The sequence below is a fragment of the Nocardia sp. NPDC050799 genome (assembly GCF_040654015.1).
Taxonomy (GTDB): Bacteria; Actinomycetota; Actinomycetes; order Mycobacteriales; family Mycobacteriaceae; genus Nocardia.
Genome location: NZ_JBFAHF010000034.1, coordinates 1 through 13157 on the forward strand (window position 1 = coordinate 1; position 13157 = coordinate 13157).

The 13157-nt window shown below is 69.2% G+C and carries 15 protein-coding genes and 2 pseudogenes; 11 read left to right on the forward strand and 6 right to left on the reverse strand.

The window, feature by feature from the left end; translation table 11 throughout:
• Positions 1-144: 144 nt before the first annotated feature.
• Positions 145-573, reverse strand: coding sequence for a hypothetical protein (locus AB0H42_RS27975; RefSeq protein WP_357061317.1), 429 nt, complete (start codon positions 571-573; stop codon positions 145-147).
• A gap of 158 nt (positions 574-731) precedes the next feature.
• On the opposite strand from AB0H42_RS27975, the gene AB0H42_RS27980 reads away from it, so the two are divergent.
• The 6 genes and pseudogenes from AB0H42_RS27980 to AB0H42_RS28005 all read left to right on the forward strand — a co-directional run bounded on the left by AB0H42_RS27980 (position 732) and on the right by AB0H42_RS28005 (position 4328).
• The gene (locus AB0H42_RS27980) at positions 732-1391 is read left to right on the forward strand and encodes a DUF998 domain-containing protein (RefSeq protein ID WP_357061319.1); all 660 of its coding nucleotides are present in this window, start codon (positions 732-734) and stop codon (positions 1389-1391) included.
• A 63-nt stretch (positions 1392-1454) separates the two neighbouring features.
• Complete coding sequence (locus AB0H42_RS27985; RefSeq protein ID WP_357061321.1) at positions 1455-1826, forward strand: YciI family protein; 372 nt, start codon at positions 1455-1457, stop codon at positions 1824-1826.
• Positions 1823-3079 (forward strand): DUF6596 domain-containing protein, encoded by a 1257-nt coding sequence (locus tag AB0H42_RS27990; protein WP_357061323.1) that lies wholly within the window; start codon positions 1823-1825, stop codon positions 3077-3079. Before AB0H42_RS27985 ends, AB0H42_RS27990 begins: the two co-directional genes overlap by 4 nt.
• Positions 3080-3375: 296 nt before the next feature.
• On the forward strand, positions 3376-3849 hold the full coding sequence (locus AB0H42_RS27995) for an NUDIX domain-containing protein (protein WP_357061325.1): 474 nt from the start codon (positions 3376-3378) through the stop codon (positions 3847-3849).
• 61 nt (positions 3850-3910) lie between these two features.
• Positions 3911-4045, forward strand: a pseudogene (locus tag AB0H42_RS28000) (DUF3703 domain-containing protein); the annotation flags it as partial.
• Positions 4046-4160: 115 nt separating this feature from the next.
• Positions 4161-4328 carry a hypothetical protein gene (locus AB0H42_RS28005; protein ID WP_357061328.1) on the forward strand — a complete coding sequence of 56 codons (168 nt, stop codon included), beginning with the start codon at positions 4161-4163 and terminating at the stop codon, positions 4326-4328.
• A 36-nt stretch (positions 4329-4364) separates the two neighbouring features.
• On the opposite strand, the gene AB0H42_RS28010 is transcribed toward AB0H42_RS28005, so the two are convergent.
• The 4 genes and pseudogenes from AB0H42_RS28010 to AB0H42_RS28025 all read right to left on the reverse strand — a co-directional run.
• Complete coding sequence (locus AB0H42_RS28010; RefSeq protein WP_357061495.1) at positions 4365-5333, reverse strand: NADPH:quinone oxidoreductase family protein; 969 nt, start codon at positions 5331-5333, stop codon at positions 4365-4367.
• 5 nt (positions 5334-5338) lie between these two features.
• Complete coding sequence (locus AB0H42_RS28015) at positions 5339-6115, reverse strand: enoyl-CoA hydratase-related protein (RefSeq protein ID WP_357061330.1); 777 nt, start codon at positions 6113-6115, stop codon at positions 5339-5341.
• Positions 6116-6186: 71 nt separating this feature from the next.
• Complete coding sequence (locus AB0H42_RS28020; RefSeq protein ID WP_357061497.1) at positions 6187-7209, reverse strand: phosphotransferase family protein; 1023 nt, start codon at positions 7207-7209, stop codon at positions 6187-6189.
• A gap of 60 nt (positions 7210-7269) precedes the next feature.
• Positions 7270-7419, reverse strand: a pseudogene (locus AB0H42_RS28025) (transposase); the annotation flags it as partial.
• A gap of 121 nt (positions 7420-7540) precedes the next feature.
• Between AB0H42_RS28025 and AB0H42_RS28030 the strand changes: the two are divergent.
• Positions 7541-7957, forward strand: coding sequence for a transposase (locus tag AB0H42_RS28030; protein WP_357061499.1), 417 nt, complete (start codon positions 7541-7543; stop codon positions 7955-7957).
• Here the strand turns inward: AB0H42_RS28030 and AB0H42_RS28035 are convergent.
• Positions 7954-9255 (reverse strand): acyl-CoA dehydrogenase family protein, encoded by a 1302-nt coding sequence (locus AB0H42_RS28035; RefSeq protein WP_357061333.1) that lies wholly within the window; start codon positions 9253-9255, stop codon positions 7954-7956. The genes AB0H42_RS28030 and AB0H42_RS28035 overlap by 4 nt on opposite strands.
• A gap of 36 nt (positions 9256-9291) precedes the next feature.
• On the opposite strand from AB0H42_RS28035, the gene AB0H42_RS28040 reads away from it, so the two are divergent.
• The 4 genes from AB0H42_RS28040 (at position 9292) to AB0H42_RS28055 (ending at position 13147) form a co-directional block, all read left to right on the forward strand.
• Positions 9292-9957 (forward strand): TetR/AcrR family transcriptional regulator, encoded by a 666-nt coding sequence (locus tag AB0H42_RS28040; protein ID WP_357061335.1) that lies wholly within the window; start codon positions 9292-9294, stop codon positions 9955-9957.
• Positions 9958-10041: 84 nt separating this feature from the next.
• Positions 10042-11274 carry an acyl-CoA dehydrogenase family protein gene (locus AB0H42_RS28045; protein ID WP_357061338.1) on the forward strand — a complete coding sequence of 411 codons (1233 nt, stop codon included), beginning with the start codon at positions 10042-10044 and terminating at the stop codon, positions 11272-11274.
• Between the two features lie 145 nt (positions 11275-11419).
• On the forward strand, positions 11420-12361 hold the full coding sequence (locus AB0H42_RS28050) for an acyl-CoA dehydrogenase (RefSeq protein WP_357061501.1): 942 nt from the start codon (positions 11420-11422) through the stop codon (positions 12359-12361).
• A gap of 6 nt (positions 12362-12367) precedes the next feature.
• Positions 12368-13147: an enoyl-CoA hydratase/isomerase family protein gene (locus tag AB0H42_RS28055; RefSeq protein WP_357061340.1), complete on the forward strand. Its 780-nt coding sequence runs from the start codon at positions 12368-12370 to the stop codon at positions 13145-13147.
• The last annotated feature ends 10 nt before the right edge of the window (positions 13148-13157 follow it).

The following is a 13157-nucleotide window of genomic DNA, read 5'->3' on the forward strand; positions in this document are numbered from 1 at the left end:
ACTTCGACTCCTCCGACACGACAATCCTTTCCGCTGAAGCAGGCCGCCTCAGCTTGTCGGATCACCGCCCCGCCCACAAGATCGCTGACAGTCCCACGCCGCCGCCCGGCCCGGGTCCGGGCCGGGCGGCGTTGGGCCGCCGGGTCAGATGCGGGTCATGGTCGAGGTGTATCCACCGCCGCCCGGGTAGACCCATGCACCGGTGACGGTGGTGCCGTGGGCGTCGAAGGTGCCCTCGTAGTAGGCGGGACTGCCCTGCGCGCCGGCCCAGATGGTGAGTGTGTCGCCGATCAATTCGTAGACGTAGTCGAAGGTGTTGCCGACCGAGTCGTAGTACCGCGATGCCACATCGGGGCCGGTGGGTTCGCCGAACGGGCGCAGGTTGCCGATCACCTCCATACCGGTGACAGGTTCGCCGTGCTGGGTGAGGTCGATGTGCTGGAGCAGGAAGAACCGGCCGGGCATCCATTCGTAGCGCACAGTTCCCTCCGCGCCGCCGCTGACCTTCCAGGTGCCGGCCAGGCGGTCCAGGGCCCGCAGCTCGGGGGTGGGCTGCTGCTGGGTGTCGATCATTTTCGTCCTCCTGTGTGGGTTGGTCGCTGCTACCTCGGAGCGGTTCCGCCGGCTTCGACGCTCAGGGGATGTGATGCGAGTCACTACATCGGGGTGTCGAGATCCGACCGGTGGCTCCGAGGTAGCAGCGACCAACCCATCACCGAGGAAGGAACCCGATGACTCTCGCGTCCCACGCCCCGACCGCCGCCACCTCCGAACACGCACCTGCTCCGGCAACCGGGTATCTACTGCTCGCAGGTGCCGCTGCCGGTCCGGCGTTCTTCGCTTCGGCCATCACGCAGATGCTCACCCGTACGGGCTTCGACATCACCCGGCACCCGATCAGCCAGCTCGCCACCGGAAATCTCGGCTGGATCCAGATCATCACGTTCATCACGGCCGGGATGGGTGCGTTGACCCTGGCCGCCGGCCTCTGCCGCACTCTCACGGAAGGACTCGGGCGGCGGGCGCTACCGATCCTGGTGGGAGTATTCGGCATCGGACTCATCGCTGCCGGGATGTTCACCATGGATCCGGAGAACGGATTCCCGGCCGGCACACCGGATGGGCCGGTCGCGCAGATGTCCTGGCACAGCATTGCGCATTCGGCCGCCGCCGCGGTGGCGTTCACCGCGCTCGCGATCGCGGCTCTGGTGCTGAGCGCACGGTGCGCGCGCCGCCGGATGGTGCTGCCCGCCGTGGCGAGCGCCGCTGCCGGACTCGTTCTGCTGGTGCCGATATCGCCCGGCAATATGAGCATCCAGATCGCGATCAACGGTCTGATCGCCTTCACCTGGACCACCGTGCTGGCGCTGTCCCAGCGCCGCGCCGCCTGAGCGGGCCATGGCTCTGCCCCCGGCTACCGTGATGACAACCCGACCGCTTCGGAAGGACGGACCGTGAAATACCTGCTGCTCGGTTACACCCCGGCCACCGCGTGGGACGCCGCGACCGCCGACACTCCCTCGGCGGAGGCGCTGGCGGCGTTCGCCACCTACCGGCAACTGGAACAGGAACTGATCGCCGCCGGTGAACTGGTCACCAGCGAGGGCCTGGGCCACCCGGCCGTCAGCACCACCGTCCGCAAAACCGCGGACGGTGTGGTGGCCACCGACGGCCCGTTCGCCGAACTCAAGGAGGTCCTGGCCAGCTTCGCCGTGATCAATGTCGCCGGCCACGAACGAGCCGTGGAGATCACCGCCCGCATTGTCGAAGCACTCGGCGAGCCGATCGAAATCCGCCCGGTCATGGGCGAAGACTTCACCACATGACTCCCGAGATCGAGGCCCTGCTGCGCGCCGAAGCGCCGCAGGTCCTCGGTGCGCTGGTCCGCCGATTCGGACGATTCGATATCGCCGAGGACGCTGTGCAGGAAGCGTTGCTGATCGCCGCGCGCGCGTGGCCGCTCGACGGTGTCCCGGACCGTCCGCGGAGCTGGCTCGTTCGAATCGCCTACTGGCGCATGGTCGACCTACTGCGCTCCGACCGGGCTCGCCGCCGCCGTGAACTGGAAGCCGGCACCGCCGAACTGGCCATGGCCGAACCCGCGCGGCGCGCGCAGACCACAGGCCTCGACGACAGCCTCACCCTGCTCCTGCTGTGCTGCCATCCCGCGCTCGGCCACACCTCACAGGTGGCGCTGACCCTCCGCGCGGTCGGCGGCCTGACCACCGCCGAGATCGCGCACGCCTACGGCACGGCCGAGGCCACCATGGGCACGCGGATCAGTCGCGCCAAACAAACGCTCGCCAAGGCCGGCGCCCGCTTCACCCCACCCACCTACAGCGACCGCGACAGCCGGATGACCGCGGTCCTGCGCGTGCTCTACCTCGTCTTCAACGAGGGCTACACCGCTACCGCCGGAGCCGATCTCACCCGGGTCGATCTCACCCGGGAGGCCATCCGCCTGACCAGAATGCTGCACGCCACCGACCCCGGCGACGCGGAAGTGACCGGCCTGCTCGCACTCATGCTGCTCACCGAATCCCGCCGCGCGGCACGCACCGACGCCGGCGAACTGATACCCCTCGCGGAACAGGACTCCACGCGGTGGGACCGCGAACTGATCGATGAGGGAACCGCACTCATCGATCGTGTCTGGAACCGCGGCCCGGCCGGCCCGTACCAACTCCAGGCCGCCATCGCCGCGGTCCATGCCGCCGCCGAACCGGGCCGGACCGACTGGCCGCAGATCGCGATGCTCTACCTGTGGCTCGAACGCCTCACTCCCACCCCGCCCGTCCGACTCGCCCGCGTCGTGGCCGTCGCCCACGCCTACGGGGCCGCCCGCGGTCTCGCCCTGCTCGACGACCTCGATCGACACCACCACCTGGACCGCAACCCGCTCACCCGGCAACGCGAACACGCCGTACGCGCGCACCTCCTACAGCAGACCGGCGACGGCACCATCGCGGCCGAACTCTTCCACCGCGCCGCCGACCTGACCGGCAATCAAGCCGAACAGCGGTACCTCCGCGACAAAGCCGATCGACTCGATCGGGCTCGGCGTCCACCGGCCGATTGAGCGATCTCGTGCCCGGACGCCATGCCGCAGTGGCCGCAGACGTCGATCACTCCTGCGTGGTGACCACGCTGTCCAACGCCCGGCGCCAGATCGACTTTTCCACCAACCCCCTCACCTGAAAATTCCATGGTCGATAAGCTTCCGGAGGGCGTACCCGCCGTTCCGTCAGGTCACCCCCGTCCGGCCGCGCCCGAGGTCGACGAGCGGCGGATAACGGCCGGTGCCGTGTCAGACCGGACAACCGGGCAATGCGTGATGGTCCGTGAGCGGCGAGGGGTTCCGGTGGGAGGTGTGTGGTGAGTTTCCGGTTGGCTGTGTACGCCGTATGCGTCGAAGGGGGGCGGGTGCTGCTCGTCCGCCACGTATCGCCGGAGGGTGACACGAATTGGACCCTGCCGGGTGGTGGTGTCGAGCATGCGGAGGACCCGTTCGACACGGTGATCCGGGAGTTCGCCGAGGAAACCGGCTGCGCGGTCGAGGTCGAACGTCTGCTGGGTGTGGATTCCAGGGTGATCCCCGCTGCCGAACGGACAGTCCCCGGTGGACCCGACCACCAGAACGTCGGCATTTTCTATCAGGTACGCATCGTCGGCGGGCGGCTCCGGCCCGAGCCGAACGGTCGAACCGTCGATCCGACGTGGACCCCGATGCACGACGTCGCAACCCTGCACCGATCATCGCTGGTGGATATAGGCCTTGCGCTGTTCCGGACCCGTCCGGCGACCGGCCACGTGGCTCCCGTGCCGGTGATCGGATCGATTCGGCACTGACGCGTATCCCACCGCGTTACGAGGTCGGTGCTGCCGAACCCGCTACGAACTCGCCGATACCCGGATCGTCCTCACCGCCCCGGGATTGCTGGCCGACCGCTACCCCGAAGGCAACACCGGCCGCACCCGCGTCGGGCTGCGCCGGCCCATGCCGGTGCCCGCGGATCCGGCCGCCCTGCTCACGCCTGCCACCTGAAGACCGCAACGGACCGGTGGCGGAGGTGAAATTCCGGCGGGCTGCGCTGCCGCCACACGGAGAAGGGCGGCCGATAGTGCCCCACGGCATCAGCATGTGGTGCCACCATCAGCGCATGAACGCCACCTGCGACGCGACCGCACAGCGATTGGTCGCCGAACTCGGATTCGCTGCCACCCTGGCACTCGCGGCCGCGCTGCGGACGGCGACCGGCCGCCACCGGAGACCGGACGGCCCAGCGCCCACAGCCCCGCGCCGGGATGGAGTCGAGAACCGGAAGTGAGCGGATCGCGGCCTCGGTTCGGGCGCCGGCGGCCGGTCAGGCTGTCACATCGATGACCACCTTGCCGACGGCCCGGCCCGCGGCGACCCGTTCGAAGGCCCGGGCGGTATCCGCGAGCGGGAAAGTGGCGCCGATATGCGGTGCGACCCGGCCGTCGGCGAGCAGGCCTGCCAGTTCCCGCTCGTTGCGGTCGAACTCGTCCGGGTCGATATCGCGGAACTGGAAGCCGAGGATCTGCAATCCCTTGACCAGTACCAGGTTCAATGGGATTCGCGGAACCGTTCCGGAGGCGTAGCCGATGGTGACGAAGCGGCCGCCGCGGCCCAGCGCGCGCAGTGCCGGTTCGGACAGGTCACCGCCGACAGGATCCAGGACTGCCGTGGCGCCCTCGGGGGCCGCCGCGCGCAGGGCCGCCCGCACATCGGATTCACGATGGTCGATCAGGTATTTCGCGCCGTAGGATTCCGCGGCGGAGAGCTTCTCGGGCGAGGACGCGATCGCCACCACCTCGGCGCCGAGCGCGCCGGCCAGCTGTACCGCCGCCAATCCCACCCCGCCCCCGGCGCCGAGGACGACCACGGTGTCACCCGCGCGCACCCGGGCCACCGACCGCAGGGCGTGGTACGCGGTGCGATGGGCGACGCCGAACGCGGCGGCGGTCCGATCGTCCACGCCCGGCGGGATCGGCGCCAGATTCGTGGCCGGAACGACGATTTCCTCGGCGAACGCGCCGTACAGGCCGGTACCGGACACACGGTCCCCGATCGCGAATCCCGGGCAGTTCGGGCCGAGTTCGGTGACGTGGCCGGCGAATTCGCTGCCCGGGACGAAGGGCGGCGGCACGCTGACCTGGTATCGCCCGGCGATCAGTAGAACGTCGGGAAAGTTCACCGCGGCCGCGCGCACCCGTATCCGCGCCTGCCCGGGGCCGGGCCGGGGGAGGGGTCGCCGTTCGATCCGCAGTACCTCCGGCGACCCGTACTCGGGGCAGATCACTGCCCGCACCGTGGTCATCTGCCCTGCCACACCGGGGCGCGTTTCTCCATGAACGCTGTCGCGCCCTCTTTGGCGTCCTCGCTGGCGAAGACCACACCCTGCCAGTGCCGCAGCCGGTGCGCCGCCTTCTCGGGGTCGGTGACCGACAGGCGCACCAGTTCCTTGCAGGCGGCGACCCCCAGCGGTCCGTTCGCGGCGATCCGGTCCGCGAAACCGAGGGCGGTGTCGAGCACGTCACCGGCCGGGACCACGGCATTGATCAGGCCGATCTCGTACCCACGTGCGGCGCTGAGGAATTCGCCGGTGAGCGTCAATTGCAGTGCGATTCCGAGCGGAATGCGCTCGGCGATATAGGTGCCACCGCCGCCCGGGAAGAGTCCGCGCTGCACTTCGGGCAGTCCGAATTTCGCGGTGTCGGCGGCGACGATGAGATCACAACCCAGCAGCAGTTCCAACCCGCCGCCGACCGCGGTGCCGTTGGCCGCCCCGACCACGGGAACCGCGACGGCCCCGCGGGTGAGGCGCTGGAAGGCCCGGTTCTCCGGAGTATCGCTGAACCCGACGTCCGCACCGCCGGCGAACGCGCGCAGGTCCATCCCCGAGCAGAAAGCGCGGTCGCCGGCGGCGGTGAGGACCAGTGCCCGGGTGCCGGAATCCTGTTCGGCCGCCAGGACGGTGGCGCCGATACCGGCGATCAGGTTGCCGTTGAGCGCGTTGCGTGCCTGCGGGCGGTTCAGGGTGAGTACGGTGACCGGACCGCGGTGCTCCACCAGGAATTCTGCGTCGCTCATGTTGTGTCGATCGGCCCCGGCCGAGGGCCCTCCGTGGTCACGCTCCGCTGCCGCCTCCGGACCCGCCTCGTTCATGACTTGTACTCCGTTGTCTCGGTGAGTTCGGCGGCCGAGCGCATGAGTTCGGGCACGATCGGGCCGAAGGATTGGAGTTTCACATCGTCGCCCGCTCGCTGGAAGCCCTGTTCCAGTACGATCGCGAGCTTCCATCTGGCCAGGACCAGGTAGTAGTCGAGATCGTCGACCTGCCGGCCCGACACCTGCGCGTAATGCGCCACCACCTGGTCGCGGGAGGGCATGCCGCGCATATCCACGTAGCCCGATTCGGCGGCCTCGGGAGCCGAGGTGTCCGCCGGCCAGCTCTGCACCATCCACGCCAGATCCAGCTTCGGGTCGCCGACGGTACCCATCTCCCAGTCGACGATGGCGGCCAGGCGGGCCGGCCCGCCCGCGCGATACATGACATTGGCGAACTGGTAATCGCCGTGCATCAGACCGGGGATGTAGTCCAGGGGCCGGTGCTCGTGCAGCCACCGGGTGGCGGTGTCCATCCCCTCGAGGTCGCGGCCCTTGATCCGTTCGAAGAAGCCGGTCCACCGGGCGACCTGACGTTCGTGGAAGCCGTCCGGCCGCCCCAGATCGTGCAGGCCCCGGTCCCGCCAATCCACCCTGGACAGCAGCGCGATGCCCTCGGCGAGCTGATAGGCCAGGCCGGCGCGCGCGGTGAGGTCGGTGTCGAAGGGGGCCGGCCAGACCCGGCGATGATCCATCGGCGACCAGCCGTCCACGAATCCCATCAGGTAGAACGTGCGGCCCAGGACCGAGGAGTCGGTGCAGACCGCCACGGCGCCGGTGTGCGGAACGTCGGTGCCGTCCAGCGCCTCGATGATCCGCCACTCCCGCACTATTCCGTTGTCTCGGTCGGCCGGCGCCCCGGCCGGGGGTATCCGCAGCACACTGCGGTGCTCGCCGCGGGTGATCTCGTAGATCTCGTTCTGCGTACCGCCCGACAGGAATCGGGTCTCCAGCGGTTCGCCCTTGCCCGGTAGCCCGGCTTCGTCCATCCACTGCGCCAGCGGCGCGAAGTCGATCATCGAAAGAGCTCCGAGGAAACCCCCGGCTTCAGCCGTGGGGAGGAATCGGAGCTGAGCGTTCTTCTGGTTCTCGACATAGCGTTTCACTACCTCCTGGGTCGCGCCGCCGACAGTGGCGACGAAGTACGAGTTGGTCCACCGGGTGGGTAAGCGAAACTCGAGGGTGGGGGACTCGGCTCGCAGGGTGCGGGAAGAGCGGCCCTTGAACGAAGCGGTGCACCAACAGCGCGCCGGGAGTAAACCGACCTTCTCTCGGTTGTCGCAAATGCTCACGGAAGCACGCGGCCGTAATGCCTGGTTGCGGTCGGGTTCGCAGGTGGTTCAGCAGCAAATGTTGCGCACCTATGCGCAGGCACTCGCTCACTCGTTCCGGGTGAAAGGCCGTGGTAGGCCGGTGGTCAAGACCCGGAAGAAGGCGTTGCCGTCGCTGGAATACACCACCGAGGGTTTCTCGATCAAAGAGGGGCGAGTGGTGAAGGTTCCGCCCGCGTACACGACCATGACCTGCGCAGGCTGCGGAGCGAGAGCCAAGCAGCGGCTTGCCTTGCAGGTGAGAATCTTCAGTTGCCAAGACTGTGGGCACACCGCAGACCGCGACCGGAACGCCGCCGCTGTCATTCTGGCGGCCACGGTAGAACTCGACCGTGCCAGTGCTGACGACATAAGACATTGCGGGTCTCCCTCCGGGGCGGTCAGTGGTGCGGTCCGAGCTGGAAATCCCCCGGCTTCAGCCGTGGGGAAGGGTTAATGGTTGCCTACTTCGTTCTCCAGGTAATCGGCGTATTTGGCCCGCGCCGCCGCGAGCCTGCGCGGTATCCATTCCGTGGGCCACTGATCGGCGCTGGGCCGGTGGTCACGCAGGACCTGTTTGGCGACGGTCATCTTGTGCACCTCGGTCGGGCCGTCGGCCAGACCCATCACGCCGGCGCCGTGGATCATCGTGAAGAAGGGCAACTCGTTGGTGGTGCCCAGCGCACCATGCACCTGCATGGCCCGCCAGGCGATATCGTGGAGCACGGTCGGCATCACGACCTTCACCGTGGCGATATCCTTGCGGACCTTCTTGTAATCGTTGTATTTGTCGATTTCCCAGGCCGTGTACAGCACCAGCAGCCGGAACTGTTTCAGCTGGGCGTAGGAATCGGCGATATAGCCCTGGACGAACTGTTTGTCGGCGAGCCGGCTGCCGGCGGTCTCCCGGCTCAGCGCGCGTTCGCACATCATGTCCAAGGCCTTCTGCGCGAGCCCGATGGTGCGCATGGCGTGATGGATACGGCCCCCGCCGAGCCGGGTCTGCGCGATCACGAACGCCTGCCCGGCCTCGCCGAGCAGGGCCTCGGCGGGTACGCGGACATCGTCGTAGTGGATCAATGCGTGCGAGCCGTCGTTCAGTGGTTCCCCGGCCAGGCCGATATTGCGTTCGATGCGGATTCCGGGGGTGTCGGCGGGCACCAGGAACATCGACATGCCCTGGTAGGGGCTCACCTCCGGGTCCGTTACCGCCATTACGATGAGGAACGCGGCGGTGCGGGCGTTGGAGGAGAAGAACTTCCAGCCGCTGATCACCCAGTCGTCTCCGTCGCGGACGGCGCGGGTGCGGAACAGGGTGGGGTCGGCACCGGCCTGCGGTTCGGTCATCGAATAGCAGGAGAAGAGTTGACCGTCGAGTAGCGGCCGCAGGTACCGCTCCTTCTGGGCCGCGGTGCCGTAGTGCGCGATGATTTCGGCATTGCCGGTATCGGGCGCCTGGCAGCCGAAGACGATGGGAGCCCAGGAACTGCGGCCCAGGATCTCGTTGAGCAGGGCCAGTTTCAGCTGACCGTACCCCTGTCCGCCCAGGTCCGGGCCGAGGTGGGTCGCCCACAGTCCCTGGTCGCGGACCCGCTGTTTGAGCGGGTCGACTGCCGCCCGCCGGGCGCCCTCCAGGGGCACGAACTGCTCGTGCGGCCAGAGGAGATCCAGTGGTTCGACCTCGTCGCGTACGAACGCATCGGCCCAGTCGAGCTTCGCCTGGAAGTCGGGTTCGGTCTCGAAATCCCATGCCATTTGCGCCTCCTCTCCTGGAGTGAGAATATACTTCTTGTGAAGAAGAATGCAATTCTTTCGGAGTCGGATCTGGTGGCCCGGATCGCCCGGAAGGCGGTGGCCGAACGGGAGGCCGAATACGCCGGCGAGATCCGCCGGTTGCTGGATGCCGCATTGGACCAGGTGCGGCGGTGTGGAGCCGGTGCGCGTCCCCGGGTGGCCGATATCGTCGCCACCGCGGGGTTGTCCAACGATGCGTTCTACCGGCACTTCTCGTCCAAGGACGCGCTGATGGCGGCGGTACTCGCCGACGGTGCGGAACGGCTGGCGGAATATGTCGCGCACCGGATGGCCAAGGAGGGGGAGCCGCGGGCCCGGGTGCGCTGCTGGGTGGCGGCCATCCTGGCGCAGGCCGAGCCGGCGCTCGCCGCCGATACGCGGGCCGTGCTGTGTCATACCGGCGCGCTGGGGACGGATCTGGTGACCGGGCGGGCCGGCTCGGCGCCGCGTCGGCTCGCGGTACTGCTCCATGCGCCGTTCGCCGAACTCGGCGTGGCCGAACCGGAATTCGCGGCCGGACTGGTCGCCTACGCGACCGTCGGGAAGTTGTCGGAGTACCTGTGGTCGGACACCGAGCCCACCGCCGCGGAGGTCGTGCGGCTGGGGGACTTCTGCCTGGCTGCCGCCACGGCGGCCACCTGTCCATCCGGCTCGCCTCCATGAGGCCGGGTCGGCCCCGGACGGAACAAATCTCGGCCAAACCAGTAAACATTGCAATCCTTATGAGGATTGTCGTAGGGTACGCCCATGGACTTCACGATGGGTGCGACCGCCGCGAAGCTCCGTGGCGAGCTACGCCGGTTGATCACCGACGAGGTCCCCGCCGACTATCTGGGCGCCTTCACCGACGACCCCGCGGACCTTGCCGTCGCGCAGCGTTTCTGCGCGACCCTGGCCGACCGCGGTCTGCTCTGTCTGGCCTGGCCCGAGGAATTCGGCGGCCGCGGCGCCTCGATCTGGGAGCAGACCGTGGTCCGCGAGGAGATGTGGGCGCAGCACGAACCGCGCGGTGCGCAGTACATGGGCGTCAACTGGGTGGGTCCGACCATCATGCGGCACGGCACTCCGGAACAGCAGCGCGCACACCTGCCCCCGATCGCGCGCGGCGAGGTCGTCTGGTGTCAGGGCTTCAGCGAACCCGAGGCGGGTTCGGACCTGGCCTCGCTGCGCACCACCGCCCGCCGCGACGGCGACGGGTGGGCCATTTCCGGCCAGAAGATCTGGACCTCCTACGCCTCCATGGCCCACTGGTGCTTCCTGCTCGCGCGCACCTCGAACGCCGGGCGCAAACAGCAGGGGCTCACCGTTTTCCTGCTGCCCATGACCGATCCGGGCATCACGGTCCGGCCGATCGCCTCCATGCTGGGCCCGCACCATCTCAACGAAGTCTTCTTCGACGATGTCCGGGCCACCGAAGCCGACGTGCTCGGCGCGGTGGATCACGGCTGGTCGGTGGTACAGGAGGTGCTGGCATTCGAACGCGTCGGTATCGCCCGCTACGCCCGCTGCGATCGGCTGCTGCACGCCGCGCCCGAGGTGCTCGGCGAGAGCTGGGACGAGATCCCGGAAGCCCTGCGGGGGCGCTGGGCGCGCATGCTCACCCGGTGCCGCCGCGCGCGACTGCTCGCGTACCAGGTGCTGTCGCTACAGAGTTCGGGCACGGTGGCACCGGGCGACGCTGCCGCCTACCGGATCGCGGTGACCCGTCTCGACCAGGAGAGCGCGGAGGTCCTGGTGGAACTCGCGGCGGCGGTGCCCGGCGATTCGGAGACGCGCCGCCGGTTCCGGCGGGCCGTCCACGACCACTGGCGCTATGCGAATGCCGCGACCGTCGCGTCCGGAAGTATCGAGGTGCAGCGAATTCTGCTCGCCCGCGAACTGCTGGCGGCTCCCGGGTCGGGGTGGGCGCGCCCGGCGACGGAATCCGCGGCCGGAGCGGTGCGGAGCAAGCGGCGGCAGGCCGGACGGGTCGGGTCGTGACCGAGGGGAAATTCGCGGCGCCGGAGAGCCACCCGGTGCGTGCGGAGGAATCCGTGGTGGCGGCGCACAACCGCAGGGGTTGTCGGGGTCGGCGGAGGAGGGCGGTGTGAGTACATCGAATGGGTCGGCCGGCGCCGCCCACGAGGTGCGGATCGAACTCGCCGCCGAGGCGGCCGAGTTCGGTCGCGAAGTGGTGCGCGCGCTGGGCGCGGCGGGCGGGGACGAGTTGGTGCGGCGGGCCGAACAGGACCCGCGCGGCCGGCAGCGGGTGATCGAGCCCGTGCTCACCGGCCTCGGTGCCTGGGAACTGGCCCCGCGACGGGATCCCGTCGAACTGGAAGCGGCGGCCGCGCTGTGCCGTGGCGCCGGATACTGGGCGACTCCCTACCCGGTGGCCGAACGGCTGGCGCGGCCGGCGGGCGCGGACCACGACGGTCTGATCGTGGTCGCGGGTGCGGAGCCCGCGGGGCCGGTGGCGGGGCTGGATCTGCGGTGGGCGACCGTGACGCCCGCGGGTGCCCGGGGAACCGCGCGACCGGTGCCCGCCGGTCCGGTCCGGGATTCGGCATTCGTCGCCCCGCTCGAGATCCGGCCACTCGACGGCGACGGCAGCGCGGATCTCGCGCTCGCGCTGACCCTCCCGTGCTGGACGCTGCTGGGGATGCTGGACCGCGCCCTGGAACTCGCCCGCGCCCATGTGTCGATCCGTGCACAGTTCGGGCGGCCGCTGGCCCAGTTCCAAGGGGTTCAGTTCCAGCTCACCGACGCCGAGGTCGAGCGGCGGGGAGTCGACCTGCTGGCCAGGTACGCGCTGTGGAGTATCCAGACCGGTCGACCGGAAGCGGTCGACGACGCGCTGGCGTTGCGGCTGGCGGCGCTGGAAGCCGCCGATATCGTGTTCCGGACCGCGCACCAGTTGCACGGCGCGGTCGGATTCTGCGACGAGACCACCCTGTCATGGCTGTCCCGGTACAGCCTGCCGCTGCGCCGATTGCCGTTCGGCGCGGTGACCACCGAGCAACTGCTGACCGGCCGGATCGGCCGGCGCGGACTGGCGGGTTTGTTTTCCGATCCGGCGGGAGTGTGAGGCACTGTGCGATACGACCTCCCCGGCGTACTGACCGTCACCGCTGAGGGTCCGGTACGCATCGTCACCATCGATCGGCCGGCGGAACTCAATGCCGTGAACGCCGACCTGCACCGGGCGCTGGCGCGGGTCTGGCGGCAACTGGCCGCCGATACCGAGGCCCGGGTGGTGATACTCACCGGTGCCGGTCGAGCGTTCAGCGCGGGGGGTGATCTGGACTGGATCACCTCGTTCGTGGACGATCCGGTGGCCCGGGACGAGAGCATCCGGGAGGGCGCCGAGATCATCGAGGAGTTGCTGCGCTTCCCGTTGCCGGTGATCGCCGCGGTGAACGGCCCGGCCGTCGGTCTGGGCGCGAGTATCGCGATTCTGTGCGATATCGTCCTGATCTCCGAACGCGCCCATCTGGCCGACCCGCATATCGCCGTGGGACTGGTGGCCGGTGACGGGGGCGCGGCGCTCTGGCCGCTGCTCACCCCGATTCTGCGTTCCCGGGAGTACCTGTACACCGGCGACCGGATCGATGCGGCCACCGCGGTGGACCTCGGGCTGGCCAGCCGGACCGTACCGGCGGAAGAGTTGCCGGCCGCGGCCCGGGCGCTGGCGCAGCGGCTGGCCGGACTGCCGCAGCAGGCGCTCAGCAGCACCAAACGGGTGGTGAACATGTACCTTTCGCAGGCGCTGGCGGGTCCGCTGCAGGCCGGTTTCGCCGCCGAAGTGGTGACCATGCAATCGGCCGACCACCGGGCGCGGCTCGCGGCCCTGCGCGGGCGGGCGCGGCGATGACGCGGAGGTG

Bases quoted from the DNA above. Each gene is read 5' to 3' on its own strand.
- AB0H42_RS28030 (WP_357061499.1), top strand. From the start codon at position 7,541: ATGTTGCGCACCTATGCGCAGGCACTCGCTCACTCGTTCCGGGTGAAA.
- AB0H42_RS28015 (WP_357061330.1), bottom strand. From the start codon at position 6,115: ATGAGCGACGCAGAATTCCTGGTGGAGCACCGCGGTCCGGTCACCGTA.
- AB0H42_RS27980 (WP_357061319.1), top strand. From the start codon at position 732: ATGACTCTCGCGTCCCACGCCCCGACCGCCGCCACCTCCGAACACGCA.
- AB0H42_RS28045 (WP_357061338.1), top strand. From the start codon at position 10,042: ATGGACTTCACGATGGGTGCGACCGCCGCGAAGCTCCGTGGCGAGCTA.
- AB0H42_RS28035 (WP_357061333.1), bottom strand. From the start codon at position 9,255: ATGGCATGGGATTTCGAGACCGAACCCGACTTCCAGGCGAAGCTCGAC.
- AB0H42_RS28005 (WP_357061328.1), top strand. From the start codon at position 4,161: ATGAACGCCACCTGCGACGCGACCGCACAGCGATTGGTCGCCGAACTC.
- AB0H42_RS27975 (WP_357061317.1), bottom strand. From the start codon at position 573: ATGATCGACACCCAGCAGCAGCCCACCCCCGAGCTGCGGGCCCTGGAC.
- AB0H42_RS27990 (WP_357061323.1), top strand. From the start codon at position 1,823: ATGACTCCCGAGATCGAGGCCCTGCTGCGCGCCGAAGCGCCGCAGGTC.
- AB0H42_RS28020 (WP_357061497.1), bottom strand. From the start codon at position 7,209: ATGATCGACTTCGCGCCGCTGGCGCAGTGGATGGACGAAGCCGGGCTA.